Annotated in this window: 22 protein-coding genes and 2 pseudogenes; 10 read left to right on the top strand and 14 right to left on the bottom strand. The window is 66.1% G+C overall.

Annotation, left to right across the window (positions count from 1 at the left end; all coding sequences use genetic code 11):
- Positions 1 to 3: 3 nt before the first annotated feature.
- Complete coding sequence (locus tag AC3ERS_RS24165; protein WP_431970351.1) at positions 4 to 1,530, top strand: Re/Si-specific NAD(P)(+) transhydrogenase subunit alpha; 1,527 nt, start codon at positions 4 to 6, stop codon at positions 1,528 to 1,530.
- Positions 1,531 to 1,559: 29 nt separating this feature from the next.
- Positions 1,560 to 2,981, top strand: a complete 1,422-nt coding sequence (pntB, locus tag AC3ERS_RS24160; protein WP_431970350.1) for a Re/Si-specific NAD(P)(+) transhydrogenase subunit beta — start codon at positions 1,560 to 1,562, stop codon at positions 2,979 to 2,981.
- A gap of 163 nt (positions 2,982 to 3,144) precedes the next feature.
- Here the strand turns inward: pntB and AC3ERS_RS24155 are convergent.
- Positions 3,145 to 3,471, bottom strand: a pseudogene (locus AC3ERS_RS24155) (AMP-binding enzyme); the annotation flags it as partial.
- 41 nt (positions 3,472 to 3,512) lie between these two features.
- Here AC3ERS_RS24155 and AC3ERS_RS24150 point away from each other — a divergent pair.
- The 3 genes and pseudogenes from AC3ERS_RS24150 to katG all read left to right on the top strand — a co-directional run bounded on the left by AC3ERS_RS24150 (position 3,513) and on the right by katG (position 6,992).
- A pseudogene (locus AC3ERS_RS24150) lies at positions 3,513 to 4,115 on the top strand (MspA family porin).
- Between the two features lie 198 nt (positions 4,116 to 4,313).
- Entirely contained in the window at positions 4,314 to 4,724 is a 411-nt protein-coding gene (locus AC3ERS_RS24145) for a Fur family transcriptional regulator (RefSeq protein ID WP_431970430.1), read from the top strand.
- Positions 4,725 to 4,766: 42 nt separating this feature from the next.
- Positions 4,767 to 6,992, top strand: coding sequence for a catalase/peroxidase HPI (gene katG / locus AC3ERS_RS24140; RefSeq protein WP_431970349.1), 2,226 nt, complete (start codon positions 4,767 to 4,769; stop codon positions 6,990 to 6,992).
- A 179-nt stretch (positions 6,993 to 7,171) separates the two neighbouring features.
- On the opposite strand, the gene AC3ERS_RS24135 is transcribed toward katG, so the two are convergent.
- The 3 genes from AC3ERS_RS24135 to AC3ERS_RS24125 form a co-directional block, all read right to left on the bottom strand.
- The gene (locus AC3ERS_RS24135; RefSeq protein WP_431970348.1) at positions 7,172 to 7,525 is read right to left on the bottom strand and encodes a hypothetical protein; all 354 of its coding nucleotides are present in this window, start codon (positions 7,523 to 7,525) and stop codon (positions 7,172 to 7,174) included.
- Positions 7,512 to 7,982, bottom strand: coding sequence for a Zn-ribbon domain-containing OB-fold protein (locus AC3ERS_RS24130; protein ID WP_431970347.1), 471 nt, complete (start codon positions 7,980 to 7,982; stop codon positions 7,512 to 7,514). The genes AC3ERS_RS24135 and AC3ERS_RS24130 overlap by 14 nt, the downstream gene beginning before the upstream one ends.
- Before the next feature lie 472 nt (positions 7,983 to 8,454).
- On the bottom strand, positions 8,455 to 8,703 hold the full coding sequence (locus AC3ERS_RS24125) for a hypothetical protein (RefSeq protein WP_431970346.1): 249 nt from the start codon (positions 8,701 to 8,703) through the stop codon (positions 8,455 to 8,457).
- A 134-nt stretch (positions 8,704 to 8,837) separates the two neighbouring features.
- On the opposite strand from AC3ERS_RS24125, the gene AC3ERS_RS24120 reads away from it, so the two are divergent.
- On the top strand, positions 8,838 to 9,740 hold the full coding sequence (locus AC3ERS_RS24120; RefSeq protein WP_431970345.1) for an alpha/beta fold hydrolase: 903 nt from the start codon (positions 8,838 to 8,840) through the stop codon (positions 9,738 to 9,740).
- Positions 9,741 to 9,778: 38 nt separating this feature from the next.
- Positions 9,779 to 10,552 (top strand): MerR family transcriptional regulator, encoded by a 774-nt coding sequence (locus AC3ERS_RS24115; protein ID WP_431970344.1) that lies wholly within the window; start codon positions 9,779 to 9,781, stop codon positions 10,550 to 10,552.
- Between the two features lie 462 nt (positions 10,553 to 11,014).
- Here AC3ERS_RS24115 and AC3ERS_RS24110 read toward each other — a convergent pair whose 3' ends face one another.
- Both AC3ERS_RS24110 and AC3ERS_RS24105 read right to left on the bottom strand, forming a co-directional pair.
- Entirely contained in the window at positions 11,015 to 11,284 is a 270-nt protein-coding gene (locus AC3ERS_RS24110) for a hypothetical protein (protein WP_488186857.1), read from the bottom strand.
- 119 nt (positions 11,285 to 11,403) lie between these two features.
- Complete coding sequence (locus AC3ERS_RS24105; protein ID WP_431970342.1) at positions 11,404 to 12,297, bottom strand: hypothetical protein; 894 nt, start codon at positions 12,295 to 12,297, stop codon at positions 11,404 to 11,406.
- Positions 12,298 to 12,419: 122 nt separating this feature from the next.
- Here AC3ERS_RS24105 and AC3ERS_RS24100 point away from each other — a divergent pair, with 122 nt between their 5' ends.
- Positions 12,420 to 12,614, top strand: coding sequence for a hypothetical protein (locus AC3ERS_RS24100; protein ID WP_431970341.1), 195 nt, complete (start codon positions 12,420 to 12,422; stop codon positions 12,612 to 12,614).
- A gap of 160 nt (positions 12,615 to 12,774) precedes the next feature.
- Here the strand turns inward: AC3ERS_RS24100 and AC3ERS_RS24095 are convergent, their stop codons facing one another.
- The 6 genes from AC3ERS_RS24095 to AC3ERS_RS24070 all read right to left on the bottom strand — a co-directional run bounded on the left by AC3ERS_RS24095 (position 12,775) and on the right by AC3ERS_RS24070 (position 21,058).
- Complete coding sequence (locus AC3ERS_RS24095; protein ID WP_431970429.1) at positions 12,775 to 13,665, bottom strand: CHAT domain-containing protein; 891 nt, start codon at positions 13,663 to 13,665, stop codon at positions 12,775 to 12,777.
- Positions 13,666 to 13,726: 61 nt separating this feature from the next.
- Entirely contained in the window at positions 13,727 to 16,816 is a 3,090-nt protein-coding gene (locus AC3ERS_RS24090) for a tetratricopeptide repeat protein (RefSeq protein WP_431970340.1), read from the bottom strand.
- A 101-nt stretch (positions 16,817 to 16,917) separates the two neighbouring features.
- On the bottom strand, positions 16,918 to 17,280 hold the full coding sequence (locus AC3ERS_RS24085) for a hypothetical protein (RefSeq protein ID WP_431970339.1): 363 nt from the start codon (positions 17,278 to 17,280) through the stop codon (positions 16,918 to 16,920).
- A 758-nt stretch (positions 17,281 to 18,038) separates the two neighbouring features.
- Positions 18,039 to 18,764, bottom strand: a complete 726-nt coding sequence (locus AC3ERS_RS24080; protein WP_431970338.1) for a PaaI family thioesterase — start codon at positions 18,762 to 18,764, stop codon at positions 18,039 to 18,041.
- An 81-nt stretch (positions 18,765 to 18,845) separates the two neighbouring features.
- Positions 18,846 to 19,481 carry a DUF305 domain-containing protein gene (locus AC3ERS_RS24075; RefSeq protein WP_431970428.1) on the bottom strand — a complete coding sequence of 212 codons (636 nt, stop codon included), beginning with the start codon at positions 19,479 to 19,481 and terminating at the stop codon, positions 18,846 to 18,848.
- A 2-nt stretch (positions 19,482 to 19,483) separates the two neighbouring features.
- Positions 19,484 to 21,058 carry an LVIVD repeat-containing protein gene (locus AC3ERS_RS24070; protein ID WP_431970337.1) on the bottom strand — a complete coding sequence of 525 codons (1,575 nt, stop codon included), beginning with the start codon at positions 21,056 to 21,058 and terminating at the stop codon, positions 19,484 to 19,486.
- A 546-nt stretch (positions 21,059 to 21,604) separates the two neighbouring features.
- Between AC3ERS_RS24070 and AC3ERS_RS24065 the strand changes: the two genes are divergently transcribed.
- Positions 21,605 to 22,660, top strand: coding sequence for a glycoside hydrolase family 18 protein (locus AC3ERS_RS24065; RefSeq protein WP_431970336.1), 1,056 nt, complete (start codon positions 21,605 to 21,607; stop codon positions 22,658 to 22,660).
- An 18-nt stretch (positions 22,661 to 22,678) separates the two neighbouring features.
- Here the strand turns inward: AC3ERS_RS24065 and AC3ERS_RS24060 are convergent, their stop codons facing one another.
- Positions 22,679 to 22,951 carry a hypothetical protein gene (locus AC3ERS_RS24060; protein ID WP_431970335.1) on the bottom strand — a complete coding sequence of 91 codons (273 nt, stop codon included), beginning with the start codon at positions 22,949 to 22,951 and terminating at the stop codon, positions 22,679 to 22,681.
- Between the two features lie 104 nt (positions 22,952 to 23,055).
- Between AC3ERS_RS24060 and AC3ERS_RS24055 the strand changes: the two genes are divergently transcribed.
- The gene (locus tag AC3ERS_RS24055) at positions 23,056 to 23,706 is read left to right on the top strand and encodes a TetR/AcrR family transcriptional regulator (protein ID WP_431970334.1); all 651 of its coding nucleotides are present in this window, start codon (positions 23,056 to 23,058) and stop codon (positions 23,704 to 23,706) included.
- A 13-nt stretch (positions 23,707 to 23,719) separates the two neighbouring features.
- Here AC3ERS_RS24055 and AC3ERS_RS24050 read toward each other — a convergent pair whose 3' ends face one another.
- Positions 23,720 to 25,219: a class I adenylate-forming enzyme family protein gene (locus AC3ERS_RS24050; RefSeq protein WP_431970333.1), complete on the bottom strand. Its 1,500-nt coding sequence runs from the start codon at positions 25,217 to 25,219 to the stop codon at positions 23,720 to 23,722.
- Between the last annotated feature and the right edge of the window lie 328 nt (positions 25,220 to 25,547).

Here is a 25,547-nt window from a genome sequence, read left to right as displayed (position 1 = left end):
AAGGTGATCATCGGTGTTCTGCGGGAAGCTCGCCCGCGCGAAACACGCGTGTCTGCGACGCCGGAGACCGTCGCTCGGCTGATCGGGCTCGGATACGACGTAGTCGTCGACGCCGGCGCCGGAGCAGCGGCGTCCTTCTCCGACGACGCATACGTCGAGGCGGGGGCCTCCATCGGGAACGCCCGCGGCGCCGACATCGTCCTCGGTGTCAATGCGCCCGCGACCTACCAGCTCGACGAGATGAACCGTGGCGCCACGGTGATCGGCATCCTGTCGGCCGCACTCGATCCGGAGCTCGTCGAAGACCTCGGCAAGCGGCCGATCACCGCACTGGCGATGGAGGCTGTGCCGCGGATCTCACGTGCGCAATCGATGGACGTCCTGTCGTCGATGGCCAACATCGCGGGCTACCGCGCGGTCGTGGAGGCTGCCCACGCCTTCGGCCGGTTCTTCACCGGACAGGTCACCGCCGCCGGGAAGGTGCCGCCGGCCAAGGTTCTCGTGGTCGGCGCAGGTGTGGCCGGCCTGGCGGCGATCGGCGCGGCAGGCAGCCTGGGTGCGGTGGTCCGCGCGACCGACCCGCGGCCGGAGGTCGCCGACCAGGTCAAATCCTTGGGCGGGGAGTACCTTTCGATCGAGTCCGCAGAGGCGGAAGTGTCGAGCACCGGCTACGCCAAGGAAATGAGCGACGACTACAAGGCCCGCGAGACGCAGCTGTACGCCGACCAGTGCACGGACGTGGACATCATCATCACCACCGCGCTGATCCCGGGCCGTCCAGCGCCGCGGATCATCACCGCGGACATGGTCGCGTCGATGCGGCCGGGCAGCGTGATCGTCGACATGGCGGCACAGAACGGCGGCAACGTCGAAGGCACCGTCAAGGACCAGGCGATCGTGACGGACAACGGCGTCACGATCATCGGGTTCACGGACCTGGCCGGGCGACTGCCCGCTCAGGCGTCCCAGCTGTACGGCACCAATCTGGTGAATCTGCTCGCGTTGCTGACGCCGGCGAAAGACGGGCAGCTCGTCCTGGATTTCGACGACGTGATCCAGCGGTCCATCACCGTCGTTCGTGACGGTGAAATCACCTGGCCGCCACCGCCGGTGTCGGTCTCCGCCAAGCCCGCCGTCACCGAGCCCACCGCACAGATCGAGGCGGCGCCGACGAAGCAGCCGATGTCGGCAGGCCGCCGACTGGGTATCGCTCTGGTCGCTGCGGCGGCGCTGTTCGGCTTGGTCGCGATTTCCCCGGCAGCGCTGCAGGGACATCTGACCGTATTCGCCTTGGCGATCGTGATCGGCTACTACGTGATCGGCCATGTGCACCACGCGCTGCACACCCCGCTGATGTCGGTCACCAACGCGATCTCCGGAATCATCGTGGTCGGCGCGCTGCTCCAGATCGGGCACGGCGATCGGTGGATCACGGTGATGTCCTGCGCGGCGATCTTGCTCGCAAGCATCAATGTCTTCGGCGGCTTCGCGGTGACCCGCCGCATGCTCGCCATGTTCTCCCGCAGCTGAGCCTGCCCACGAAGTCGGAATGGATCCCCATGATTTCCGTTGAGACCGTTGCCACCTCGGCCTATATCGTCGCAGCGTTGCTGTTCATCCTGGCGCTGGCCGGATTGGCCAAACACGAGACGGCCAAGGCAGGCAACACCTTCGGCATCGTCGGCATGGCGGTGGCACTGACAGCGACCGTTGTGCTCGCGATCAGCCGAGATATCGAGCCGGTGGGCCTGGTTCTGCTGGTCGGCGCCACGGCGCTGGGCGCAGTGATCGGTCTGTGGCGCGCCCGGATCGTCGAGATGACCGGGATGCCCGAACTGATCGCCCTGCTGCACTCCTTCGTGGGTCTGGCCGCGGTCCTGGTCGGCTGGAACGGCTACCTTCACATCGAGCGCCATCCACAGGGCGCCGATGCCGATCTCCTTCGCGTCGACGGGCTTCTGGGCATCCACTCGGCCGAAGTCGCGATCGGCGTGTTCATCGGCGCGGTGACGTTCACCGGCTCGATCGTGGCGAATCTCAAGCTCTCGGCACGAATGAAGTCCAATCCGATGATGCTGCCGGGCAAGAACATTCTGAATGTCGGTGCGCTGGTGCTGTTCGCCGCGCTTGTCGTGTGGTTCGTCATCGAGCCACAGCTGTGGACGCTCGTCGCGATCACCGTGCTCGCACTGCTGCTCGGCTGGCATCTGGTCGCCTCGATCGGCGGTGGCGACATGCCGGTCGTGGTGTCGATGTTGAACAGCTACTCCGGCTGGGCGGCCGCCGCGTCCGGCTTTCTGCTCGGCAACGACCTGCTCATCATCACCGGCGCCCTGGTCGGCTCGTCGGGTGCCTACCTGTCCTACATCATGTGCAAGGCGATGAACCGGTCCTTCCTCTCGGTGATCGCAGGCGGCTTCGGCATCGCGGCGGGCCCGGCAGGCGACACCGACTACGGCGAGCACCGTGAGATCACCGCAGGGGGTGTCGCGAAACTGCTTGCCGAGGCCGGCTCCGTGGTCATCACCCCCGGCTACGGTATGGCTGTTGCCCAAGCCCAGTACGGCGTCGCCGAACTCACCCGCAAGCTGCGCGAGCGCGACGTGAACGTGCGTTTCGGTGTTCATCCCGTTGCGGGCCGTCTTCCTGGCCACATGAACGTACTGCTGGCCGAGGCGAAGGTGCCCTACGAGATCGTCCTGGAGATGGACGAGATCAACGACGACTTCGACGACACCGATGTCGTGCTGGTCATCGGGGCCAACGACACCGTCAACCCGGCCGCGTCGGAGGACCCGCAGAGCCCGATCGCCGGTATGCCCGTCCTCACGGTCTGGAAGGCCGACAATGTCGTCGTGTTCAAGCGATCGATGGCCGCAGGTTACGCCGGTGTTCAGAATCCGCTGTTCTTCCGGGAGAACTCCGCGATGATCTTCGGCGATGCGAAGGACCGGGTCGAGGACATCTTGAAGGCGCTGTGAGCCTTCGAAAGGCGCTGTAAGACAACGCAGATGCCTCCGATATAGCCTGAGATGATCAGCAGCCTGCGCAACCGATCGGCATCGGACACGATGCCGATCGGTTGTTGCCGACCAGTCTGGTCGGGGGTTCAGCGGCCACCGAGTTGTGTCTCGAGGTCCTTTGTCATGCGGGTGCGTTGCGCAGAGCATCTCGGTCGATACCGCGCTCGAGGATCTTGCCGGTGGGGCCTTTCGGGAGCTCGTCGACGAACCGGATGATGCGCGGAATCTTGTACGCGGACAACCGCGCCCTGCTCCATGCGGAGATCTCGTCCACGGTGACCACGGTCCCGGGCCGCACGGCGACGAGTGCGGCGACCTCTTCGCCGTAGTGATCATCGGGAACGCCGACGACGGCGGCCTCGACGATATCGGGGTGCTCGTACAGAACCTCCTCCACCTCGCCGGCGTAGACGTTGTAGCCGCCGCGGATGATCAGGTCTTTCAGTTGCGCGGGTAAGTTTCGGCGCGGCTGCAAGTCTCGCGCTCAGCCTGTTCGCCACCAGCACGGCCGAGGCCGATACTTTCGTTCCGCTGCCCGGTGGGAAGTGGTGAAGACGCTTTCCGACGGCACCGTGGTGACGGTGCGGCTCGTCGGTGAGTCGGCCGATATCAATCCTTCCCGGGGTTCCACTCCCGTGCACCGCAATGCTTGGGTGTCGGCCACCGCCCAGGTCGAGCTCACAGGCACCGGCGCGGAAGCCGGTGGTCTCATCGTTCCCGGGTACGTCGTGGGTTGTCAGGTCGATATCGCCGGTGGCGGCGCAGGCGGTGGCGTGGAAGGCGCCTCCGATTGGGAGGGCAACGCGAGCGTCGGCGCGAGCGCGAGCGGTGAGCTTTTCGCTCGGCCCGGGGCAGGCGAAGTCGTTCTACATCCTCGACCGAGAGAAGGCCGACGACTTCGGCGCCGAAGATCGCAAGGTCTACAACGTGTTCTCCGGCGGAAACGGGTCGGTGTCCTGGGCGGATCAGACGATCGGCCTGACCGGTTGTGGTGGTTACGCGCAGGCGCGTGCTTTCGTCAGCGTCGAGATCGTGACCGAGAGCGTCACCAGCTGGGTGACGCTGTGGGGTCAGCCCTTCGGTCTCGGGTGACGACGCTCTTGGGGTGAGTAACAGGGATCGGCCGGGCCCGCGGCGGAAGGCCGCGCGCCCAGCCGCATCTTCGAACGTTCACTCGTTGCGACTTGGTCGAATTCTGTGGCGCAGGTCACATTTCGCTCGTTCGAAACGCTGTCATATCTTGAGTGTGTAAAGTTTTTGAATGTGTCCAGAAAACCTGACTTCGAGCGCATGCTGCGCGACGCCTCGCTTCGGGTCACCATGCAGCGCCTCGCGGTGCTGCGAGTGGTGCACGACCATCCGCACTCGGACACGGACTCGATTCTCCTCCGGGTGCGCGAAAACGTCGGTGCCGTTTCGCATCAGGCCGTCTACGACGTCCTGCGGGCGCTGACCGCAGCGGATCTGCTGCGGCGCATCCAGCCGATGGGTTCGGTCGCCCGGTACGAGACCCGGGTCGGCGACAACCACCACCACCTGGTCTGTCGCGGTTGCGGAGTGGTCGTCGACGTCGACTGCGCGATCGGCGAGGCGCCCTGCCTCGACGCGTCCGACGCCCACGGCTTCGTCCTGGACGAGGCGGAGGTCATCTACTGGGGCCGCTGCCCCGCATGTTCGACGGCCGATGGCCGTACCGCCTGAACGAGTACAGCCTGCTCACCCCATATCCCCGAAAGGACCGGCATGTCTGTAGAACACCCGCCCATCGGTGAGGCCAACACCGAACCCACCGCAAGCGGCTGCCCCGTCACCGGACGTCTGCGGCACCCGCTGCAAGGCGGCGGAAACCACGAATGGTGGCCCAACCAGCTCAACCTGAAGGTGCTGGCGCAGAACACCGTGGAAGGCAACCCGCTCGACTCGGGCTTCGACTACAAGGCCGCCTTCTCCGCACTGGATCTGGCGGCGGTCAAGAGCGATATCGCCGACCTCCTGACCTCGTCGCAGGACTGGTGGCCCGCCGATTTCGGCAACTACGGCCCTTTGATGATCCGCATGGCCTGGCACAGCGCGGGCACCTACCGCATCCACGACGGCCGCGGCGGCGCGGGCAGCGGACAGCAGCGCTTCGCTCCGCTCAACAGCTGGCCCGACAACGGCAACCTCGACAAGGCCCGCCGCCTGCTGTGGCCGGTCAAGAAGAAGTACGGCCAGGCCATCTCCTGGGCCGACCTGTTCATCCTGACAGGCAATGTCGCCCTCGAGTCGATGGGATTCGAGACCTTCGGCTTCGCGGGCGGCCGCGAGGACGTGTGGGCGCCCGAGGAAGATGTGTACTGGGGCCCGGAAGCCGAATGGCTCGGTGGCAACCAGCGATACAGCGGCGCGCGTGAGCTCGAGCAGCCCCTCGGTGCGGTCCAGATGGGCCTGATCTACGTCAATCCCGAAGGCCCCAACGGCGAGCCGGACCCCATCAAGGCCGCGGTCGACATCAAGGACACCTTCGGCCGGATGGCGATGAACCACGAGGAGACCGTCGCGCTCATCGCGGGCGGCCACACCTTCGGCAAGGCCCACGGCGCGGGCGACGCGAGCCTGGTCGGCGCGGAGCCCGAAGCCGGCACGATCGAACAGCAGGGCCTGGGCTGGAAGAGCTCCTTCGGCTCCGGTAAGGGCGCCGACGCGATCACCAGCGGCCTCGAGGTCACCTGGACCACCAAGCCGACCCAGTGGACCAACGACTTCTTCGAGATCCTCTTCGGCTACGAGTGGGAGCTCACCAAGAGCCCCGCGGGCGCGCACCAGTGGGTCGCCAAGGACGCCGAGGCGATCATCCCCGACGCCTTCGACTCGTCGAAGAAGCGTCTGCCCACCATGCTCACCACTGACCTGTCGCTGCGCTTCGACCCCGAATTCGAGGTCATCTCGCGCCGGTTCAAGGACAACCCGGCCGAGTTCGCCGATGCCTTCGCCCGCGCCTGGTTCAAGCTGACCCACCGCGACATGGGCCCGGTGGCCCGCTACCTCGGTCCCGAGGTACCCGCCGAGCAACTGCTGTGGCAGGACCCGATCCCGGCCGTCGATCACGACCTCGTCGACGCCGCCGACATCACCGACCTCAAGAGCCGGATCCTGGCCACGGGCGTGCCGATCGCGCAGCTGGTCAAGACCGCGTGGGCCGCGGCCTCCTCGTTCCGCGGCAGCGACAAGCGCGGCGGCGCCAACGGCGGCCGCATCCGTCTGCAGCCGCAGCTCGGCTGGGAGGTCAACGAGCCCGACGAGCTGATCCGGGTCATCCGCGCGCTGGAGAGCGTCCAGGAGCAGTTCAATTCGGCGCAGACCGGAACCAAGAAGGTGTCCTTCGCCGATCTGGTCGTGCTCGGCGGTGTCGCGGCGGTCGAGCGGGCCGCCGCGAACGCCGGTGTCGAGATCGAGGTGCCGTTCACCCCGGGCCGCACCGACGCGACCCAGGAGTGGACCGACACCGAGTCTTTCGCCGCGCTCGAGCCGAAGGCCGACGGGTTCCGCAACTACCTCGGCAAGGCGCCGCAGCTTCCTGCGGAGTACCTGCTGGTCGACAAGGCGAACCTGCTGACGCTGACCGCCCCGGAGATGACGGTCCTGGTCGGCGGCCTGCGCGTCCTCGATGCCAACTACCAGCAGTCCCCGCTGGGAGTCTTCACCGACGCACCGGAGTCGCTGACCAACGACTTCTTCGTGAACCTGCTGGACATGGGCGTGAGCTGGGAGCCGAGCCCCGCCGACGACGGCACGTACGTCGGCAAGGACACCGCCACCGGCCAGACCAAGTGGACGGGCAGCCGCGTCGACCTGCTCTTCGGGTCGAACTCGGTACTGCGCTCGCTGGCCGAGGTGTACGCCACCGACGACGCGAAAGCGAAGTTCGTGCGCGACTTCGTCGCCGCGTGGGACAAGGTCATGAACCTGGACCGGTTCGACCTGGCCTGACATCGCACCGGTTGCCCCGCAGATTCCCGGGATCTGCGGGGCAACTGTGCGTCCCCCACTCGAGCTCGCGGCTGTTCGAACGACTACCGGGACGCCGATTCGCCACCACATGTGGTTGAGCGGCGAACCTGCTCGCCGCGAATCGGCTGCGGTCTCGCTCGGGCCGTCCTTCCGGGTCGCTATGTGGTGATACGCGACGGCGGCGGAAGGATGGGATTGGCGCCCCACGCCAGGTTCAGCGATTGCAGTAGATACTTCTTCAGCTGACGGTTCCTTTGATTGTCCGACCGTCGCGGGCTGAGCGCATCGCTCACCATGTGCAGGAACCGCTGACGGCTGACGCCGAAATTCAAGAACACTTCCTCGGTGGTGGCGCCGCCGAACGGGGCCCATCGGATCGCGAAAACGACTACCGACTTCGAATGCGGATCGAACGACTTGCCGGTCTCGAGAGTGTGGCATTGGTGCAACGCGGTGCGAACCCATGAGGCGTTATGGCCAACCTTTGCGTGCGGTTGGTCAGGCGAGCGCATGCTTCTCCGATCGGGCGCCGATGCGGTCATGGGACCTGCGTTGGTCCCCGGAGCTTCGGGAATCGGCATCGACGGTGAAGACCGGGAACCTGTCCTCCCAGGGGCACGGCTGGAATTGCACACGCACCGGGCGACTCGCGAGCGCCGGGACTTCTCCCTCGATGGAGGTGTAGACCCACGGCCCCTCTTCGAGTTCGACTATGGCGATCGTCAGCGGCATCAGTCCGCCAGGCACTCCGGTGGCGGCGCGTTCCACCACGCGCCAGGACACGATCGACCCGGCGCCCGACGATGGCACCCACTCGAGACTGTCGGCCGCGCAGAACGAGCAGTCGGCGGTCAGCGGCGCGAACAGCTTCTCGCAGCGCGTACACCGGCGGATCATCAATGTGTCCGCCACGCGCGGTCCGTTGGCGTCGCCGACGCTGCCGGTGTTCTCCGGATCAGGTGAGTACATGGCGACCTCCGCGAAATGGTGCTGACGGTTTCTCCAGCGTCTTCTGCGCGGGGGTGTTTTCGCGACGGTCGATCGGCCCGGGGCATACCTATTTTTGGCGGGTCAGTGTTTATAGCGCGTCCCGTGTGGAGTGCTCGGCGTCGTCGGCTCCGCGGGTATCCGCTTGCCTGGCTCCGACGCAGCGGCGCGGATTCGGGGGCCGTGCCACGTCCTCGACCTGCGGAAACTTGCGATCATCGGCGAAGACATCATGCGCCGCGCCAGTGTGACGTAGATCTCAATTGCGATTTCGATTTGAGTTCGAATTCACGCAACGAGGGCGAGGCGGATTCCCAGCGGATCGACTCGAGGACGGAGATGGTCGTGGCAGGCAACCCCGAGAGCGTGGACGCGGTCGTCGTGGGCGCCGGACTGTCCGGCTTGACGGCCGCACTCCGACGGTTCCACACTGCCGATCTGGCCCGCAACGAGGTCAGGCGTCTGCCTTGCCGTCTTCCGAGTGGGTCGCGAGGTACGCGGTGACGAGGCGACTCGCTTCCGCGATGGTGGTCTCGTCGCCGGTGCGGGCGCGGCGGAATGCTACGTCGACGAGTCGGCTGCCTGCCTCGAAGGCGAGTTGCACGGCAAGCAGTGGGGTGTCGGCGAGGAGGACTCCCTCCCGGATCCGCAAGCGCCAGAGCTCCTCCGCCTCGGCGTCGTCGAAGGCCTGGGTCGGCGCCACGGTCGATCGTCCGGCCGAAGCATGGCGTACCTACTGTCCACCGGACAGGCATGTCGCGGCACCCGCGTTCGCGGTGTAGACCTGGTTGGGCGAGGGTTGACCTTGACCGTGCGTCAGGGTTGGAGGCTTGTCGCATGACGAACAACAGCACTCCCTCGGCTCGGCTCGCTCCGCCGGTCGGTGGGTTCCAGGAAGTCGAAGGCCGCCGCATGTTCGTGCATCGGTTGGGCAGCGGCGGACCTGCCGTCGTGTTCCTGCCGGGCGCGAGCGCGGTCGGTCTGGACTATCTCGGTGTCCAGCAACAGGTTTCGCAATTCACGACCGCGGTGGTGTACGACCGCGGCGGCACCGGCTACAGCGACCCCCTCCCGTTGCCGCGGACTGCCGCCGCGGTCGCCACGGAACTGCGCGAGCTGCTGCGCGCCCAGCACATCCCCGCCCCATACGTTCTCGCGCCACACTCTCTCGGCGGCTTCTACGCGCATCGGTTCGCGCAGCTGTACCCGCGGGACGTGGCCGGACTGGTCTGGTTGGACGGCCTGCACCGCGACTGGGACGACTTCATGCCGCCCGCGATGCAGCTGGCCGCGGCCGAGCAGATGGGGCCTGATCTGGAACAACTCGAACAGCTGCGCCCGGCCCTGCGCGAAATGCGCGCCGAGTTGCTCGCGGATTACCCGGAGCACATCCGGCACTCGCTGATCGATGCCAAGGAAAGTGACGAATGGATCCGGGTCGGCATCGCCGAGCGCAGCAATGTGACCGGACTGGCCACCGAGCTGCGGGCGGGGCCGAACCTTCCCGATGTTCCGGTGATCGCGCTCAGCGTGCTGGGCACCGACCCCGCCCAGCAGGCGGAGGCGCGGCAGTTGATGCATGACGGCAGGAGGCGAATGGACGCGGCGCTGGTGAGCGCGGTCTCGCACGGGGAACAACGCATTCTCTCCGACACCGTGCACCATCGGCTCTGCTTCGACCGCCCCGATGCCGTGGTCCAGGCGATCCGCGACGTCGTCGACCGGGCGACTCGCCGCTGAGCTCACCCGCACTGCCGGCCCCTAGACTCGACGCGATCATGTTCGGCGTAGACCCGAGGAGGACGGTGCTCACGATCGGCCAACTCGCCGCGACCGCAGGCGTGACAGTGCGCACCGTTCGCCACTACCACCACGTCGGCCTGTTGCCCGAGCCCGAGCGCGATGCCTCCGGCTACCGCCGCTACAGCGCCCAAGCGGCGGTGGATCTCATCCGGATCAGAACCCTCGCCGACGCCGGTGTTCCGCTGGCCCGAATCGACGCGCTGCTGCACGCGCAGCCCACCGAATTCGCCACGGCCATCACCGATATCGACGCCGAATTGCAGCGCAAGATCGACCAGCTCACCGAATACCGCGGCCGGATCTCCGAATTGGCAAGCGGCGAAGGGCTTGTCCTGCCGCCCGAGGTGGTCGCCATCCTGAACCGCATGCGCGGTCTCGGGATCAGCGAACAGCGGGTACGACTCGAGCGCGACTCCTGGATCCTGCGGCAAGCACTCGACCCGAACTCGATGCCCCAGCGGATCCGCGACAAGAACGCCGACTTCGACGACCCCGAGACGACGCGCCTGTATCTCGCGGTCGATCACTCCGTCGACTGGGACCCGCACGATCCCCGCCTGAACCAGCTCATCGACGACCTCGACGCCTGGGAGATCGAACACGAACAACACACCGGCCTGCCGACGACCCGAAAGCTGATCTCTTCCAGGATCTCCGAGGCCTCACCGGCCTGGCAACGCATCGTCAACGCGCTCGCCCACCGTGCCGAACAGCGCCGGACACGACACCTGAACCCGGCACAGGAGTAGGTACCGGGCGAGACCGGTTCGGGTGGCACGGCACTGTTGCCGATGGCCGGGCGAGGTTCCACGCACACACCAGCCAGCTCATACGACATCGAAATTCGCCAGCGCTGTTATCGAATTCAGCACAGAATCTCGGTTTGTGTCCGTATTCTCCTGGCGCCCGCAGCTGGCGTCCGAACGTGTCGGAGGTCGCCCGTGGAGTGGGTGAAGCCCTTCTTCGACACCGCGTCGGGTTGGTGGGGCCGTCCGCAGATGCGGGAGTCGGACCAGCGGGCGCTGGACCAGTTCGGACGTTGCTACACCCCCGCGGATCTTCTGCTGTTGCTCGAAGGCACCGGCCTCGCCGCCGAGCGCATAGAAAATCGACGGCCAGGAAATCCTAATCGATCAACGACATTCAGCGACTCACCCGCTATGGGATGCCTGGGAATACCGGGTCGTACTACGCCACGACACCAGCCCTGGTTAGAGTCGCGCATCCACAACGTCGAGAAACTCGGCGATCTCGTCGTCGAAGCTGGTGTCGCCACGGAGATACTCGACGCTGAGTAGTGTCAGGTCCTGGCCGACCTCCGTCGGCACGGCGAAGTCGGCCATGAATTGGTCGAAGTCCACCAGGTCCTCGGCGCAGCGCGTCACAGCGCGTAGATAAAAGGACACCGCGACCTGCGCACCCACCGGATGATCCGTGCGGCGGCCCTGGTCGTCGTTGGTTTGGCAGGCTTCCCGAACCACTTCTTGATCTTCGGACCGCACAGCCCTTTCATCGCCTCGATCATCGCGATGATCGAGGTCTCCGTGGGCAAGATCGTTACCTGCTTGAGGACTGCCCGGCGACGGAGCCGATACGAAGATTACTCTGACACAGGTGAATTAGGGTCCCACCGAGATTTTCGAGTGTGGAATGTGATTGTTCGGCCCTCGTCTGTGGTCACTGGCCCGCCGGGGTCGGGGAAGCCGAGTTGGGTAGTTAGTTCGCGGGCGTGCAGGTCGACTGTGGACTCGAGCAGATCGGCCAGCATCGCGGTTGCCTCGCGAGCGCGCACCTGGGCGGTGATCGAAATGATCAGGGCCAGTGGGGCCGCGGGCCACCATCGGAACGTCAACACCGCGTAGAGCAACGCCCAACCCATGAGACGGGCAGATGCTGTGTAGGCGTCGCGTGCTCCGTTCAGTTCGGTTCGGGTCGTTTCGGGGACGATCAGCCAGAGCCTCGGCCAGATCGCGTCGAGATCGAGGCCGTAGACGCGGTCGATGCGGAGGCGACTGGCCAGCAGCCGGTCGCCGATCCAGGTCGGCCGGTCGGCTTCGAAGGGGCTGATGCGATCGGCTCGGCTGATGGCGGCGCGGATCTGGTCGGCGTTGGAAAATGGCTCGTCGGCATCTCGTTTGGCCTGTTGGGACCGATTTCGTCGCCATCTGGTCAGCCACACTGCTGGCGGGCGTTGCCCCGGCATGGTCCAGACGAAGGAGACCGCGCGTCCCAGCGTCGCCGCGGCAAGCCCGAGGGCGACAGAGCCGAGCAGAGTAGCGACGATGATGAGGATGCTTCCGCCGACCGACCGTAGGGTGGGATCCTGTGCCCACCTGACGATCTGATCATTCAATCGGCGCATATCCAGCGCGTGCCCCCAACCCAGCGTGTACGCGATCGCGACGGTGGCCAGGTAGAGGAGCCCGGGGAAGGCCAGGAGAACAGCCCATCGCTCGGCCAGTCGTTTGGCCACCTCGGTGAGGAATCCGTTCATGGCGCAAGTTGTTCCGGCTGCAAGGGCTCTCCGCTGGCATTGCAGGTGGGAGTGTGTTGGCCGGGGCGAACTCGTCCGCGTCCGGCGCAGGCAGCACGAGGACAGACCCATATCTGCGCCGAGTGGCCACGGGCGGCACCAGGCAGGAAGCCGAAGCCACGCTGCGTGGTTGGGTACAGGCCGTGTCCGGTGGCTGCGAGCACGATCGCTTGCAGAGCATCGAGATCGGCTTCGAGCGTCGGCTCGATGGTGCCGGATTCCAAGGCTGTGCGCGCACGCATGTATATCTCCAACTGACCGGCGTCACGCGCCAGTGACTCCAAACTCGGGTCCGCCAGTTGAAGGCAGAAGGCCGAGATCTTGACTCTGATGTCGACCCCCACCGGCCCTCCGATTCGCCCGATCCGATGGCACCAGTATCGTCGACCGGTCTGGCTTGCGCTGCGCGAATCGCGCTCGCGCAGTATCAGTTACAGCTCATGCGCCGGTGTGGAGGTATGCGGCCCACTTCGAGGCAGCCATCGGTGAACGATCACGGGCGGTGCGTACAACTCGATGTAGCGCCCTGGCGGCGTGATCAGCATTCAATCGACCGGCCTCACCAGTGGACAAGGCGCGGTAGAAGGATTCGGCCACCGCCACGGAGTACTCGTCCGAGATCGCCCAGAATGCCCCGATGACATGGGGGAATCCGGCGAGTTGGAAGGCGCCGGCCAAATGTATCGATTCGTCGAGGAGCTTCAGATTGCTGTTGAGCGCGGTGTCGCATGCGGACAGATAGGCCAGCCGGGCCTTGGCGAGTCTGGTTCCCGCCAGGCTGCCGACTGTGAGCAGCTGCTCTTGGTGGTCGTGGAGCAGCAGGCCGCTCTGTGACGGATCGTCGGGGCTGCTGAAGCCGTGGCAGATGAAGTGGGTGTATGCAGAGTCCGTCAAGTGCTGGAGGACTGTCGATACCGTCGGGGTCCGATCCTGGTGATCGGCGGGCTCGTTCGATTCGAACAGGGTGATCGGCAGCGGTAGCAACTGCTCTATCTTGGCTGCCTCGTCGAGCGCCGAGGGGAGATCGCCGTCGAGGGTGCCTGGCGTGCTCGGCATGGCCACGATCAGTGACTGGTCGGAGTTCGTGCCAGGTTTCACCATCCGGCGGGCGTAGCCGAGCGCGCGAATCGTCGGAATGTAGGACGAGACAGCCCGATCCAGGACCGTGCGATTGTCACCTTCGCCATGATGTCCTGCAGCGTGCATGGGTAGGAGACCGAGCAGCCCGCTCAGTGCCCACCAGAGACGGGGAAGCGGTTCGCCGGCGGACGTCAGATCCAGCGCATTCATGATCGGCTCGGCGGCGACATCCCACAGCCATGCGAGCACCTCGTGTAGCCGTGCTTCTGCAGTGCGCCGGACCGTGATCGACGACTCGGCCTCCAGCGAATCAGCCAGAGCCGTATGGAAGGCACGTACCTGCTCGAAGACCGCCTCCAGTGTGAGAGCGGGCAATTCGAGTGAGTGAATACCGTGACCGGTCAGCAGTATGGCGTCGCTGCGGTATCTGCTCACATTGATCGTCACTACCGAGCCGTGATCTGCCTCGCGGATCAGTTGTGCAGCAGTCGGAGGAAGCCCGAACGAGCCGAAGCGTGGTAGTCCGCGAATCTGGTTGAGCAGCAGAGCGAAATCGGACGCTAGCGACTCGCGGTACTCCGCGGGCGCGGTCGGGTCGGCGGGTGTGTCCAGCGCGTCCCGCATCTCCTCGAACCGGGCAGCCAAAGTTGGGTGCCGCGCGCAGTTCGGTGATGTCGCTGCGCGTCTCGAGGGTCTGGCTGAGTAGTACACCCCGGCCGGCCTCCAGCGTCTCCAGGGCTCGGCTGGCCCTTTCGTGGGCGGGACGGGAGGTGTCGGCGAGCAGCAGCGCGGCCGCATCCGAGGCCACGAAGGTGAATTCCGCCATCTGCTGTTGCTGATGGGCGCGCTTCAATCGACGCGGTGCGACGTCAGTCAGGAGACTTACCGCGGTGGCCAAAAGTTCTGCGGCGCGGGCGGGTTCGTGCACAGCAAGGAGATCGGCTCCAGTGTGGGCCACCTGAATACGCACCCAAGTACCCGCGGAGGGTTCCGCGACGGCCCGCTCGAGTGCGGTCATCGCAGCCGCAGCGTCGTCGGGATTACCGAATTGCTGGAACCGGGCGTGAAGAGCAGTGGCATAGGTATTGAGTTCTGCGGTGAGGTTGTAGTGGCCGAGTGGAGTGCCGTCCACTGCGGTGCTGGCGGCGGTGACCGCTTCGTCGATGTCCTTACGGTGGTGCGACTCCTGGAATTGTTTGGTCAGGGTGCTGCACAGCAGATTCAGTACAGCTGCGCGCTCGGCGCTGTCCTCGGGCACCAGGTCGACAGCCTCGCGCGCGGTACGCACAGCGGCGTCCAGGTCGGCGCGATTGTGTGCCACTTGATATCGCTTCAGGAGCACATTCCCGAGGCTCAATAGATATCCCGCGCGCTCGAAATGATCGTCGGGTGTGGTGGCGACCGCCTCCCGGTGCCGAAGGATCGCGGCATCCGCGTCGGCCAGATCGCGCAGTCGTTCGAATCGGATCTCGAAGAGATTTCCCAGATGGTTGAGGAAGCGTGATCGTTCCGGATGGTCTTCGGGCACTTCGGCCAAGGCGTCGGCGCCAGCGGCCAGCGCCGCATCCAAATCCTCGGGATTGCCCAGGTGCTTGAACCGGTCGCCGAGGGCTTGTCCCAGACTGCTCAGAATCCCAGGTCTGTCCCGGTCGGCGACCGAATGCAGAGCTTCCCGATAGCCGCGGATCGAGTCGTCGAGGTCGGCGATCTCGCCTGTGACCGTGAACCGCGACACGAGTGCCGTGGCGAGATTGTGCAGTATCTGTCCCTTCAAGAATCCGGTGTCAAGGGTCACCGCCTCGACGAGATATCGAATCGCTTCGTCCAGGTCGGATCGGACAGCCAACCGTCGATGCCGCACTCTGAGAGCTGTTCCGAGGCTGTTGAGAACATTCGGTCGCGCGGGATGGCCAATGGGTGCAAGGGTTTCGGCTTGTCGGTGGATTCGAATCGCACGATCGAGGTCGGGGACTGTGCCCAAGTGCTCGAACCGCGCTGTGAGGATCGTGCCCAGATTGGCCAGCTCCTCGACCGGTGGGAAGTTGTCGTCGGGGAGGCTGTCGAGCCGAGAATCGAGCAGATCGATGCTGGCGTTCAGGTCGTCCAGTGCGCCCAGGCGTTCGTAACGGTGCCAGAGCGCGATGGACAAACCAATGCTCGCGTGCGACAACGGATCCGGGTCCAGCGCGAAGGCGTCTCGAAAGGCTCGCACCGCGGTGTCGATGTCATCGATCTCGCCGCGGTTCAGAAAGCGATCGGTCCGCGCTTCACCTATATTGCAGAGAGTCTGGAACTGTCCGGAGTCGGCGCTCGCGGCGGCCTCGTCGAACAGTGCGATGGCCCTATCGAGATCTCCTGGAGCGTCGATCCGGCTAGCACGCGTCGCGAGCGCGGCTCCGAGATCGTTGAGCAGGGCGCTTCTGCCCGCGGCACGGGGGTTCGGGGCGGAATTCGCCATCACGGTACTCAGCAGGTCGATCGCTTCATCGAGGTCGGCGCTGCTCCCGGAGATCATGGACCGGCGATTCAGCGCGGCACCCAGATTCCCCAACTGACGGTATCGGTCCGGATCACCAGGATCTGTTCGATCGATCCGCTCCCGCCGGAACTCGATAGCCGCGTCCAGATCTCGTTCGTCGCCGAGCAGGACGAACCGTGCGTCGAGCGCGTCCACCAGGTTGGGAACGACCCTGGCGCGATACGGATCGTCGAGCGGGAGGACTGTCTCGGCCTCGTGCAGGGATTCGATGGCGAGCTCCAGATCGGCCGGCGATCCAGTTAGCTCGAATTTGTCGTGGAGTGCCACGCCGAGGTTGTTGCGGATGAAGGCGCGCTGCGGATCGTCCGGGGAGAGTGTCGAGATCGCCTCCTCGAACAGCGTGCGCGCACGAAGGAAGTCTTCCTCGGATCCGGTCCGCTTTGATCGTGTCAGCATCAGGCCACCCATGCTGTTCAGCCGCGCAGCTCGGTTTGGGTGATCGATCGGCGTCGCGCTCAGGATGCGTTCCCAAAGTTCGACCGCCTCAGTGAAATCGGAGGAATCAGCGGCCGACCCGATGACCGACTCGAGGAACGCGAGTGCCTCACCCTCGACCTGATCGGCCAGGATCGGAAGCAGTTGCTCGGGCAGATCGACTGCGCCCCATACGAAACAGTGGGCGAACGCCCAAATCGCGTTGACGAGATCGTGCTGAAGCCCACCGTCGGGATGCTGGAACCGCTGCCAGTGCAGAGTACCGAGCAGCCCCCACTCCTCAGTTGTGCCGCCCTCGCTCCGAAGGATCTCGGCGTATCGAAGCCCGTCGACGACGGTGCCTACATCGAGATATCCGATCGCGCCTTGTGGGCCGTAATCGATACGGCGCCTGATGGTTTCGGCAAGAGAATCCCGCTCGGCCACCTGAACCCCCTAGCCTTTGACCAAGGATAGCTGGACGGCGGAGTCGTTGATGGGGTTACGCCGGTGGTCCATAGGGGCGCGTGGGGCTATCGGCCGAGCGGTCAGGAGCAGCTCGGGTTTCCGTATTGCGCGGCGCTCAGGATCAGGAGGTAGCCGGACGCGATGATCACGATCCCAGCGCTGAGCACTGCGATGGGGAGCGGGCCTACCCTTCGGAGGTTGAGCCACAAGTAGGTGAGCGCGAGCGCGCCGAGCAGGAGCATGACAATCGCGCCGGTGGTTTGGATTGTGTCGATCAGGGTGTAGTCGCGATCGCGTTGTTCACGAGAGCCATGGACCCCTACGTCGCAGAAGTCGCCGTTTGCGGGGGTGATGAGGTAGCCGGCCAGGAAGATGGTGGGGCCGAGGAGGACTGAGCCGAGGATATAGAGAAGCGCCGCGGGGATTGGGCGGATCTTGATCATGACGACTCACGATAGTTCGCGGTCGTGGGGGCTCCGTGGGTGTTGTGTGGAGGTGCTGTGGGGCGGGTGGTCCAGGTCGCGTCATCCGATCCTTCGACTAGATCCGAACTGGCCCCGCGCAAACGATTACCTCGGCACCGCCATAGAGCCTGGCCTCGGTCGGAACGGACCGAACCGCACCAGCAAGCCGAGCCGCGGCCGTGGTCGGTCAGCGAACGGCCGTGCTTCACCCCGCGCCGACGGCGGCAGTTCCGTCGGAGATGGATCCGATCAGCCTGCGCCCCGATGGCGCGGCGTGACCGATTAGGGCACCTGGGGTCGTTGGTATCACGCGCCACTGCGCATGAGGTGAGCGGAGGCAGGCGCCGGTTTGGTGGCCGAAACCGACGGTATGGGTGGAGAATCGGCACCGGCCGGGTAGAGCGCTGTCGCGACCCGGGGAAGGGGGCGGGTTCCCGCACGTTGGCACACTGTTGGCACACTGGCAGTGCTCGCCGCTCAGCATGGAGTGGGAAAACTACTTCTGACCTGGCTCGACGGAACCGGGTCGGCGAGCATTTACAAATGTGAGAGGTAAGGAAAGTATGGGAAGCACCGTTCTCGACATTGTCGCCCTGATCACCAACCGCGCCGCGGCCTTCTGGAACTGGCTGGCCACCGGCTCGGCGGGTTTTCCTCCGCTGTGATTCGGCGCTGATCGAGTTCGATAACCCCTGGCCCCCGCGGCCGGGGGTTTTCCTTTTCGCGCGCGGTGTCGACTACCGGTCGCGCGGCTCGATCCAGAGTGCTTCGGAGATCGCGCACAGTTCGCCCGCCGCGGTCGAGAGGGCGATGCCCACGGTGTATTTGCGGCCGTCCTGCTCGATCGGCCAGGCGTGGGCGATGTGTGGTTCGCCCGCGCGGATGGGCCGCAGCAGCGTCGCGGTGAGGGCGGCGGTGACCGCGCCGCGGCGCATGCCGGACAGCAGGAATCCCGCATGGCCGCCGGGGCAGTCGAGCGCGGCCCACACGTTCTCGGTGGTGACGCTGCCGTCCGCCGCGCCCAGCGCCGGGTCTGGGACCCACGCGGCGGCAACGAGATCACGGCCGGGCAGCACCCAGGGGAACAAGCGCAGGCCTCGGCCTGGGGCGCACGCCGCGCCGCAGCCGTAGCAGTTGGTGACGGGGCGTTCGCCCGACGCGAGGACGCCCGCCGTGAGGGCCTCGGTGTCGGCCCAGCTCGGCGCGGGCGGAATGTCGAGCGACAGCGTCGCCGCGCCGATCTCGGCGAGGACCTTCCCCTCCGCGTCGGTGAGGGAGGTGCCGTTCACGGCGGTGCGCGTCAGCGCGAGTGGTGTGCCGACCGGCACCTTGGCGCGGAAGTCGACCCGCGCGGTGGGAGCGGAGCAGCGAGTCGCGAGGACGCCGGCGACGAACCCGCCGAAGGCGACGTCCGGATAGCCTTGGACGTGCTCGGGAACAGTGATCTCGTCCACCTGAATCATCTACCGCACCAAACCCTCTCCCGGCCCTATCGGCACCGACGATACCGGCGGGTCCGAACGGCGCCGACGGCGGCCGCGCGATCACTGCGGAAGCAGCTCACCCCCGAGCTGGGTCAGCAGCAGGCTCATCACGCCGACCTCTTGGCCCTGGGACTGCACCATCGATCGCGCCGTCTCTTTGACCGGCCCGCCGTCGAGCTGCCGATCGGCGGCCATGGCCATCGTGATCCCGCCCTGGTGATGGCGAATCATGAGTTGCAGGAACAGGATCTCGGCCTCACGGCCCCGCGCCGTGGCCAGTGCGTCGAGTTCGGATGTGCTCGCCGTCCCCAGCATCGGCGCGTCCGATGGGTACGTCGAATGCTGATGCGCCGCAGTGGTATTCGTCATCCACGTCATCGGTCGCGACGACAGGGGTGACGCGTCGGCCAAGCGCAACCAGCCCAGCATGGTGCCGATCTCGATCCGTTGGGTGTCGGCCAGCTGCTCGGCGACGCGGCGGACGGTTGGCCCCGCATCCGGATCGAGGCGCTGGGTCATCAGCAGCGCCTGCTGGTGATGGGCCGTCATGTCCTGGGCGAAACCGATCTCGACGATGTCGAGTACCGGTGCGGCGGTGTGTTTCTCGGGCAATGCCAGGGGCCGCAGCGCCGCCCCGATCGCCAGCAGGAGCAGGGCGACCGAGGCGAACGCGGCGATCCGCGCCCCGCGCGGCACTCTCACGAGCCGACGATCGAACGCTGGTCGGCGGGCGGGGTGTACACCACGTCGTCCAGCCGCAGCACCATGAACCCGTTGTCCGAGCACGCGACGTAGAGCTCGTTGCCGCGCCATTCCGGCGGGGAGAAACACCAGTCGGTGGAGACGTCGCCGAAGGCGAGCCGTCCGGTGCGCGGGGTGAGCGCGTCGGCCGGGTTGAACTGTCCCTCCAGCACCGCGCGCGCCGCGGGCGGTGCGCTCATCAGCGGAACGCCGATGATCGAGGACAGCGCGTGCGGGGAGTTCCAGAGCTCGAGATTGCGTCCGGTGCGCGCGGGCGGGTTGAAGTAGGCGATCTCGCGGACCGCGAACGGATCGCGCACGTCGAAGACCCTGATGCCGGAGGAGGTCCAGCCGCAGGCGAGCGCCGTGGGATCGTCCTGCCGGTCGGCGGCGCAGTAGTGCGATTCGTAGGAGAAGGCCGAACCGCCCATCGAAGAGCCGATATTGGCGTCGATGTGCTGGGGCAGGTTGATCTCGAGCTTCAGCTTGTTGGCCACCTTCGGTGCGCTGTCGTTCGCGACGTCGATGAGTTTCACCCCGCCGGAACCGCCTTCGTCGACAGTGAACAGGTACGGCTTGCCGTCGTAGCTGACGGGGATGCTGTGCTGGGTCGCCCAGCCGTCGGTCCAGAAGGTGCGGCCGAGGTGGTGCACCTGCGGGTTCGGGTCGCGGCGCTGCACGGCGCTGATGTCGAGCACGGTGAAACCGCCGAGCGCGGACAGGTACATGCGATTGCCGTCGGGGCTGATGCCGAAGCCGTGGGCCTCGATGCCGGTGAGGCCCTGCCAGACGACGCGCGGACTCGCCGGATCGGTGAGGTCGACCGCGCTGACGAAACCGGGGGCGATGCCGGATGCCCAGTAGGTTCGGCCGTCGGGGGAGAAGCCGCCCTCGTGGGTCGTGATCGGCAGGGGCATCAGCAGATTGGTGCCGGGGCCCGGGTTGAGCAGGCGCGGGTGCGCACAGTCGGAGATGTCGTAGACGGACAGGTAGCCTACGCCGGTGCCGACCGGGACGCCGGTTCCTACCAGCAGTTTTCGCTCGGCGTTGACCTTCAGGCTCTCCCACGTGCCCGCGAGCATGGCGGGTTCGGCGAGGGTGACCGTGGGGCGCGGGTTGGCCGGATCCGAGACGTCGAGCACCTGGACGCCGCGGCCCTCGCCGATCAGGTCGCCGGGAAAGAACGAGCCCATGTAGGCGCAGTGGTCGAAGCTGGCGGATATGATACTCGCTCCGCGCCCGGCGAATTGGCCGATCATCGACATGTTGCACCGGTAGCCCTGCGTGCTGCGTCCGCTGTCGCGATCGGCAGCGGGCACGTCGCCCTGGAGACCGGGTTCCGGCATCGAGCCCGGTCCGCAATCCGCGCGTGGCACCGATTTGCGCCCGACATCCAGGAATTCCTGGACGGCGGTGGCGATATCGGATTGCAGATCGGCCGAGGCGCTGCCGGGCACCATCATCGCGGTGATCACCGCAGCGGTGAGCAGTGCGACCGGTCTGATGCGGCGCAATCGTGACAGAGAGTGCATCGTTGCGATCCCCCACTTCCTTGTTCGCGGTCATAGCGCGTCGCTGACTGGGACAGTGACACGATCTGACTGAATGGTAGTAATGGGGAGTAACTTGCGGAACGGGTTCTGGAGAAATCCCAAATGTTCGGTTTGTTGCTTGCGTTTTCCCGCTGCTCGGGGTGTGGCTGATCTCAGCGGTTTTCCGTCCGCGTCGACGAGTGCTCGTACGCGGCTGTCGACGGGGTTGGCGCTGGTCCCGCCGGTGCTCTTGGTGAAGAATTGCGCTGTATGGCAGCTGCACGACAGACCCCGGGCTGCCGTGGCTGGGAGCGTTGATTGTTACCGACAGTCTCGTCTACTGGGACAGCTCTCGATGTTAAGGGGGCTACCGACTTTGTCGTCGGAGGGAAGTGGAGTGGTGCCTCTCTTGTGCGGTGAGACAAGCCCGCAGCCGTCGGTCGTGGGTCTGCGTTGTGGCTGACGCGAATTGGTAGTGTCGGGATCGACCGAGGCGAGCGGCAGGCAAGACAGGCGGCTCGGGTCGTGGCTCGGGGAGGGACAAAAGTGCGGGGCTGGTTGCTGAGCGCGGGGATTCGGTGGCGGGGTTGGTCGCGGCGGCGCCGCGCCACGGTAGCCGCGGGGCTGGTGCTTGCGATGCTGCTGCTTCCGGTGGGAGCGGCCGCGGTCGCACTGCGATTCGAGTTCGCCGGTGAACCCAGCGCGGACGCGCGCACCAGAGGGCGGGACGCGGTGTGGCTCGGCCACGCCTGGGTCGACAGCCGAAAAACCGACACCGACGTGGCTGGATTGGTGACCACGTTGGCCGCCACCGGCATCAAGGACCTTTACGTGCACACCGGCCCGCTCGAGCACAACGGCAGTCTGCGCGGCGAATTACACCCGCGGGCACAGTGGTTCGTCGATGCGGTACATCGTGCACTGCCCGGGATACGGGTGCAGTCCTGGCTCGGCGACGTCGTCGCCCCCGAATTCGACGGTCTGCATCTGGACGAAGCCGCCGTCCGCGACCGCATCACCGCCTCCGCCACCAGGGTTGTCGACCTCGGTTTCGACGGTGTCCACCTCGATCTGGAGCCGGTGCGGTCGGGCACGTCCGGCTACCTGACATTGCTGGACCAGGTGCGCGCCGTCACCGCGAGCCGAGGCGCACCGCTGTCGGTGTCGGCTCCGCAGATCGACCCACTGCCGGGGCTGCACTCGGTCGGAATCACTGTGTTCGATCACGGAAAGTGGTGGTCGCAAGGGTATTTCGCCGACGTGGCGCGCCGCGTAGATCAGATAGCGCTGATGTCGTATGACACCTCTATGCCGTGGGGTTCCCTGTATGGCGGGTACGTCGCTCAGCAGACCGCGCTCGCGCTCGAGGTCACCCCGGCGAGTGTCGACCTGCTGATGGGGCTGCCCGCTTTCTGGGCGGACGATCCAGGGCATCACGGCGCGGCGGAGACGGTTGCCAACGCGGTGCGCGCAATCCGATTGGCATTGAGCCGAAATGACTCTCGGCGACCGGCCTTCGGTGTGGCGCTGTACGTCGATTTCGCTGCGACACCGGAAGATTGGGCCATCTACCGCCGCGAGTGGTGCGCCCCTCTGCGGTAACAGCATGGGCCCCGCGATCTACGAAGCGTTCCGGGCAAGCCTTCGCCGCTGGGCGGTGGTGAGGCGATCGGGCCGTGCGGCCACATAGAAGGCGCCGGACTTGTTGCCGCGCACTGCGACCGGGTCCGCGAGGTCGGGGTGGCGGTCGGCTTCGTGCAGCGCCGAAGTCACTTGGTCGAGGGGCCGATCCAGCGCGACGGCAAGGTGCTCTGGGGTGAGCGGCGTGCCCGCGTGCACGAGCGCGGCGATGAGGGTGAGCGCGTGCTGGCACGATCCGATCGGCGTGTTCACCGATCTGCTCCGGGCCGAATTCGACTGACCCCGGGGATACGGGCGGGGGCCGGTCGCGGGGCCCGTAGTCATCGGCGTCCGCACCTGTTTGGGACGATGATCTCGTGTCGCAATCGGTGAACGCGCGGACCGGCAAGCATGCGCCGGCATTGACGGCCCGCGGGGAGCGGACCCGCACGAAACTGATCGAGGCCGCCGAGTTGGTCTTCGCGCGGCTCGGGTTCGTGGAAACGCGGGTCGCCGATGTCGTCACCGAGGCCGGCGTCGCGCACGGGACCTTCTACGTCTACTTCGACTCCAAGGAAGCGATCTTTCAGGCGGTGGTGCTGAATCTCATCGCCGACATGCGCCAGAAGGTGCGCTCACGGCTGGGCACCGAGCCCCGCACGGCCGTCGAGGCGATCGAAGCGGCGGTGCGCGCCTACGTGCTCGCGTTCCGCGATCATGCCCGCCTGATGCTCATGTGGGGTGAGGTCGCCGGGCTCAACCCCGAGATCGACGAACTGCTCCAAGCCGAGATCGCACTGTTCATCGACCGGGCCACACAGATGATCACCCGGCTGCAGGAAAGCCGTCTCGCCGCAGTCGATATCGACGCCGCCTACGCGGCGACGGCGCTGTGCGGCATGGTCCGCGAGTTCTGTGCCCAGTGGGCCAAGACCGACGCCGAGATCGACACCGACGCGGCCGCGGCCACCCTGTCCACGCTGTGGGTGCGTGGCATCGGCCTGGTCCACGGCGCGCCGCCGGTGTGAACGAGGCGCGCGATCACCGACGAGATTCGCCTCGCAGCGATTCGCGGTCGATGGATCGCTTGAGGATCTTGCCCGTCGCGCCCTTCGGAAGGGCGTCGGTGAACTTCACGATCCGCGGAATCTTGTAGGCGGACAAGCGTTCCCGGGTCCAGCTATCGATGCCGTCGGCGTCCAACGGTGAATCGGGGACAGTGACGATGACCGCGGCGACCTCCTCGCCGTAATGCGGATCGGGCACGCCGACCACGGCGGCTTCGATCACGTCGGGATGTTGGTAGAGGACCTCCTCCACTTCACCCGGATACACGTTGTAGCCGCCGCGAATGATCAGGTCCTTGACGCGGTCGACGATGCGCAGATCGCCGTCTTCATCGAATTCGCCCAGATCTCCGGTGCGGAACCAGCCGTCGGGGGAGAGCGCCTCGGCGGTGGCCTCTGGCCTGCCCCAGTAGCCCTTCATCACGGTGTCGCCCTGAATGAACACCTCGCCGATGTGGCCGGGCGGACATGCGTTCCCCTCCGGGTCTCGGACCTCGACGCGGAGCCGGGGGACGGCACGACCGGTGTAGCCGATCTTCGCGCCGCGGTCGAGATCGTTGAAGGTGCCGAACGCGGTGGTCTCGGTGAGCCCGTACCCCTCGAGGATCGTGCAGCCGAAGGTCTTCTCGAACTGGCGCGCGATCTCGCCGGGCAAGGACGCGCCCCCGGAGATGGCGACCCGCAACTGCCGGAAATCGTCCGGGTCCGCGGCCTCGGCCGCATGCAGCATGGCATTCCACATGGTCGGCACGCCGGCCATGATGGTCAGTCGATCACGACGCAGCATCCCGAGCATCGCGACCGGATCGAACCGGCCGAGCAACGACAGCGATCCACCGCCGGTGAAGCAGGGCATCATCACCGCGGACTGCCCGAACACGTGGAACAGGGGTAGCCCGGTCCCGGTGCGATCGGCCGCTGTCCCGCGACTGGAGGCCACGCCGATCTCGCCGCCCGCCAAGAGGTTTCCGACGGTGAGCTGGGCGCCCTTGGGGCGGCCTGTGGTCCCCGAGGTGTAGAGGATGGCCGCGGTCTCCTCCGCGTCGCGGTCTACACACGGGCCGGCAGGCGCGGCCACGCGCGCACCGTCCGTCAGAGACCAGAACGGTATGCCGATGCTCTCCGCGGCTTCCGCGACGGCCGGGCCGAGACCGTGCCAGCCGATGGCCAGCGAACATCCCGCATCGGTGAGGACGTATTCGACTTCGGCGCGGGTCGACATCGTGTTCACCGGCACGACAACGCATCCCGCTGCCTGGATCCCCAAATACGCCACAACGAACTCCGGCACCGATGGCGCGGCGAGCAGGGCTCGATCGCCCGCGCGCAGGCCCGCGGCCGTGAGCGCGCCCGCGTACCGCGCACTCAGCGAATACAGCTGCCGGTAGCTCCATTCGCCTCGCTCGGATCGGAGCGCGACGGCGTCGGGAGTGGCTACGGCGTGACGGCGGACGGGGTCGACGACATTGACCATCGGCGGATCCTTCGAGACGAACTGTGCGGGGACCGCGGTCAGCGTATATGAAACTGACGTCAAGATTATGTTTTCTGCGGAACTGGCCCCAATGATGTCGATGAGCTGGCGTTTTGCGGCGAAAGGGGGATGGATTGCGCCTACCGGCCGTTCGGAATGCGGTGGTATCGGCGGCTCTGCTCGGCGGCGCGGGAAGGCGTCAGGTTCTATGTGGGCGGCCGTAGGCGCTGCTTGACAAGTGTGATTGACATTACTTTCTCGCTGCTCCACACTGGGCGCACTCACATGAATCTGACGTCAAGTTTGTTTTCTGCGTGTCTGTGAGTGA

The sequence above is a fragment of the Nocardia sp. bgisy134 genome (genome assembly GCF_057708325.1).
This window is presented reverse-complemented; position numbering and strand designations above follow the sequence as displayed.

What these genes read in the sequence shown, in the direction of transcription:
- AC3ERS_RS24070 (WP_431970337.1), bottom strand. Translation starts at nt 21,058, where the DNA reads ATGCACTCTCTGTCACGATTGCGCCGCATCAGACCGGTCGCACTGCTC.
- AC3ERS_RS24130 (WP_431970347.1), bottom strand. Translation starts at nt 7,982, where the DNA reads ATGTACTCACCTGATCCGGAGAACACCGGCAGCGTCGGCGACGCCAAC.
- AC3ERS_RS24105 (WP_431970342.1), bottom strand. Translation starts at nt 12,297, where the DNA reads ATGAACGGATTCCTCACCGAGGTGGCCAAACGACTGGCCGAGCGATGG.
- AC3ERS_RS24115 (WP_431970344.1), top strand. Translation starts at nt 9,779, where the DNA reads ATGTTCGGCGTAGACCCGAGGAGGACGGTGCTCACGATCGGCCAACTC.
- AC3ERS_RS24050 (WP_431970333.1), bottom strand. Translation starts at nt 25,219, where the DNA reads ATGGTCAATGTCGTCGACCCCGTCCGCCGTCACGCCGTAGCCACTCCC.
- AC3ERS_RS24135 (WP_431970348.1), bottom strand. Translation starts at nt 7,525, where the DNA reads ATGCGCTCGCCTGACCAACCGCACGCAAAGGTTGGCCATAACGCCTCA.
- AC3ERS_RS24080 (WP_431970338.1), bottom strand. Translation starts at nt 18,764, where the DNA reads ATGATTCAGGTGGACGAGATCACTGTTCCCGAGCACGTCCAAGGCTAT.
- pntB (WP_431970350.1), top strand. Translation starts at nt 1,560, where the DNA reads ATGATTTCCGTTGAGACCGTTGCCACCTCGGCCTATATCGTCGCAGCG.
- katG (WP_431970349.1), top strand. Translation starts at nt 4,767, where the DNA reads ATGTCTGTAGAACACCCGCCCATCGGTGAGGCCAACACCGAACCCACC.
- AC3ERS_RS24120 (WP_431970345.1), top strand. Translation starts at nt 8,838, where the DNA reads ATGACGAACAACAGCACTCCCTCGGCTCGGCTCGCTCCGCCGGTCGGT.
- AC3ERS_RS24145 (WP_431970430.1), top strand. Translation starts at nt 4,314, where the DNA reads ATGCTGCGCGACGCCTCGCTTCGGGTCACCATGCAGCGCCTCGCGGTG.
- AC3ERS_RS24085 (WP_431970339.1), bottom strand. Translation starts at nt 17,280, where the DNA reads ATGATCAAGATCCGCCCAATCCCCGCGGCGCTTCTCTATATCCTCGGC.